This window comes from Kitasatospora sp. NPDC093558 (assembly GCF_040683475.1).
Classification (GTDB): domain Bacteria; phylum Actinomycetota; class Actinomycetes; order Streptomycetales; family Streptomycetaceae; genus Kitasatospora.
Genome location: NZ_JBFBDY010000708.1, coordinates 1 through 2,976 on the forward strand (window position 1 = coordinate 1; position 2,976 = coordinate 2,976).

Annotated in this window: 4 protein-coding genes; 3 read left to right on the top strand and 1 reads right to left on the bottom strand. The window is 73.8% G+C overall.

Annotation, left to right across the window (positions count from 1 at the left end):
• On the bottom strand, window positions 1–1,544 hold a 1,544-nt coding region (locus tag AB0O00_RS34065; protein ID WP_363658451.1), incomplete at its 3' end, for a M28 family metallopeptidase.
• A gap of 214 nt (window positions 1,545–1,758) precedes the next feature.
• Between AB0O00_RS34065 and AB0O00_RS34070 the strand changes: the two genes are divergently transcribed.
• From AB0O00_RS34070 to AB0O00_RS34080, 3 genes are all read left to right on the top strand, one after another.
• A complete protein-coding gene (locus AB0O00_RS34070; protein ID WP_363658453.1) occupies window positions 1,759–1,947 on the top strand; it encodes an antitoxin in 189 nt (62 codons plus the stop codon).
• Between the two features lie 128 nt (window positions 1,948–2,075).
• Window positions 2,076–2,678, top strand: a complete 603-nt coding sequence (locus tag AB0O00_RS34075) for a TetR/AcrR family transcriptional regulator (protein ID WP_363658455.1) — start codon at window positions 2,076–2,078, stop codon at window positions 2,676–2,678.
• The coding region (locus tag AB0O00_RS34080) for an MFS transporter (protein ID WP_363658457.1) at window positions 2,675–2,976 on the top strand (302 nt) is incomplete at its 3' end. The genes AB0O00_RS34075 and AB0O00_RS34080, both read left to right, overlap by 4 nt.

Here is a 2,976-nt window from a genome sequence, read left to right on the forward strand (position 1 = left end):
GCGTGGTCCGCGCCCAGTCCGCCCCCGGCGCCGCCGCCGGCCGGCTGGGGCAACACCGTTGCGGGGCGCTCCAGTTCGCTCAGGTCCCACGCGAACGTGCCGACGGCGTGGGCGATCACGGCGATGTTCGCGTCGAACGCGTCCCGGTCGAGGTTGTCCAGGTCGTCGCAGGCCTTGTGGTAGCAGGGGTCGAAGGCCACGCCCGCCGTGCCGCCGTAACGGTCCTGCTGCGCGGGTGACTTGACGACCTCCGCGCCGGTGTCGGTGCCGCCCGCCGGGATGCCCGCCTCGATGAACGGGCCGTAGTCGGAGCGCCCGTTGAAGGCCACCGGCTCGTGCGGCAGGCCGCGGCCGTCGAGGAAGTCGGAGATGTGCCGCTGGATCTGCGCCGAGCCCGCCGGGCCGGCGCCGCCGCCGGTGCTGCCGGAGCCGTCGTAGACGAACTGGGCGTAGTTCGGGGAGGCGATCATGTCGAAGTTGAGGTAGAGCCGGATCTTCCTCCGCTCCGCCTCCGACAGCGACTTGACGTACGCCTCCGAGCCCTTGAGCCCGAACTCCTCGGCGGACCACCAGGCGAACTTCACCTTGTTCCGCACCTGCCGGACGCCGAGGTTGCGGGCGACCTCCAGGATGCCCGCCGAGCCGGAGCCGTTGTCGTTGACGCCCGGTCCGGCCGGTACGGAGTCGAGGTGGGCGCCGACGAAGACGGTGTTGTTCTCGTCGCCGCCGCGGGTCTCGGCGAGGACGTTCCAGGTGGAGCGGGGCTCCATGAACGTGCGGATGTCGAGGCTCACCCCGACCGGCCCGGCCGCCGCCTTCGCAGCCAGCGCCTCCCCCGCCGCCTTCGAAACGCCACCAACGGGGATGCGCACGGCGTTCGGCTCACCGAGCGTCCCGTTCAGGTCGCCGTCCGCGTTGTTGTAGACGATCACGCCGGCCGCGCCCGCCGCAGACGCCGCGGCCTGCTTGACGGCGAAGGCGCAGCCGCCGCGCCGGATCAGCGCGATCCGTCCGGTGAACTCGCCCGCCGGGTAGTCGGCGGGTGCGCAGCCGGTGGCCGCAGAGACCGGCACGACCGCCAACTCGCCCTTCACGCCTGCCTCCGGGCCGCTCGGCGAGTACGTCATGGCGATCACCGGCACCTGCTCGGCCTGTGGCGAAACGACGTCGAGGCGCTGGGTCTTCGCCTCGAAGAAGGTGTAGGTGAACTCCTGCCGCGAGACCTTGAGCCCGGCCCGGCGGGCCTGCTCGTAGACGTAGCGGGCCGATTCGTCGTGGCCCTGCGAACCGGCCGCCCTGGTACCGCCGTTGCGGTCGGCGATCCGCTGGAGGGCCCGGAGCGTGTCGAGGGCGTCGTCGGCGCTGCTCCGGTCGACCAGCCGGGCGGCGAGCTGCGCGCCGCGGCGGGCCGGGTCCGGGGCGGCGCTCGCGGTGCCGGCCCCGGCGAGCAGCACCGGGGCCACGAGGACGGCGACGGTCAGGGACGCGGGGACGGGCGAGGCGATCGGGCGGCGGGTGCGCGAGCGGCGGGTGCGCGGCGTCAAGGCGGGTCCTTCCGACGGTCCGTGGACTCCCGATTTGACATGACCGTCACCAGGTCTGCCAAGACCGCCGCGTCCGGCCGGGGGACGGCACCAGGACGGTGCCAGGACCGCGCCAGGACGGCACCAGGACCGCGACGGGACCACGACGGGATGCGGACCGGCGCCCGTGCGGTGATCCTGGAGAGGTGGGGGACCCTCTTCCAGGAGCGTGACCATGTCCATGCTGGATAAGCTCAAGCAAATGCTGAAGGGCCACGAGGACACGGCCCGGCAAGGCGCCGACAAGGCCGGGGACGCCTTGAACGAACGCACCGGAAGCAAGTACGAGAGCCAGGTCGACACGGCCAAGCAGAAGCTCGACGAGCAGCTCGGTGAGCACCCGGGCCAGGAGCCGCCGCAGTAGGCCCGCCGCTGTCCCGAACCTCTGACGCCCCGGCCCGGCCGCCGTGCCGCGCCGGGGCGCAGTCGTGCCCGTGGTTCTCGACGCGCGGTGAGTAGACACTGTCTACGGCCTCCTGGTAGACAGTGTCCATGACCGACGAGGAGAAGGACCTCCGCACCCGCCTGGTGGCCGCCGGAGTCGAACTGCTGGCCAGGGACGGCGTCCAGGCGCTCGGCCTTCGCGAGATCGCCCGCCAGGCCGGCGTCTCGCACGGCGCGCCGCGCCGCTACTTCCCCACCCACCGCGAACTGCTCGCCGCCATCGCCCGGCACGGCTTCGGAAAGCTCACCGACACCCTCGCGGCAACCGACACCCTCGCCGCCGCGGACGGCCTCCCGCCCCGGGAGCGGCTCACCGGCCTCGCCCGCGCCTACCTGCGCTTCGCCGCCGCCAACCCAGGCATGTTCGAGCTGATGTTCCGCCACGACCTGCTGGAGGGCAGCGGCGCCGACCTCCGCTCGACCTCCCTGCCGCTGTTCCGCACCTTCGCCCGCCTGGTCGGCGAGGCCTGCCCCGAGCGCGACGGCGCCACCGCGGCCGTCGCCCTGCTCGCGAACCTGCACGGCCTCGCCCAGTTGCGCGCCCGGGGCAGTCTGCGGCTGCTCACCGGGGACGACGACGTCGAACCGCTGCTCGCCGCGATCATCGAGGCCCACACCGGCGCCCACACCGGCGCCCCGGGGCACCGGTGAGCGGCACCCGCCGGGAGCGCCTCGCGCTCGCCGCGAGCATCACCGGCGCCGTCGTCGTGGCCCTGGACGGCACCGCGCTCACCGTCGCCCAGCCCAGCATCCAGCACGACCTCCACACCACCGCCGCGGCCGTCCAGTGGACCAGCACCGGCTACCTCGTCGCCGTCGCCGCCCTGCTGGTCTTCGCCGGCCGCCTGGGCGACCGCTACGGCCACCGGCGCGTGTTCGCCGTCGGCGTGGCGGGCTTCGCCGCCGCCTCGGCCGGGATCGGCCTGGCGCCGGGCATCGGGTGGGTGAT

What these genes read in the sequence shown, in the direction of transcription:
- AB0O00_RS34070 (WP_363658453.1), top strand. Translation starts at nt 1,759, where the DNA reads ATGTCCATGCTGGATAAGCTCAAGCAAATGCTGAAGGGCCACGAGGAC.
- AB0O00_RS34075 (WP_363658455.1), top strand. Translation starts at nt 2,076, where the DNA reads ATGACCGACGAGGAGAAGGACCTCCGCACCCGCCTGGTGGCCGCCGGA.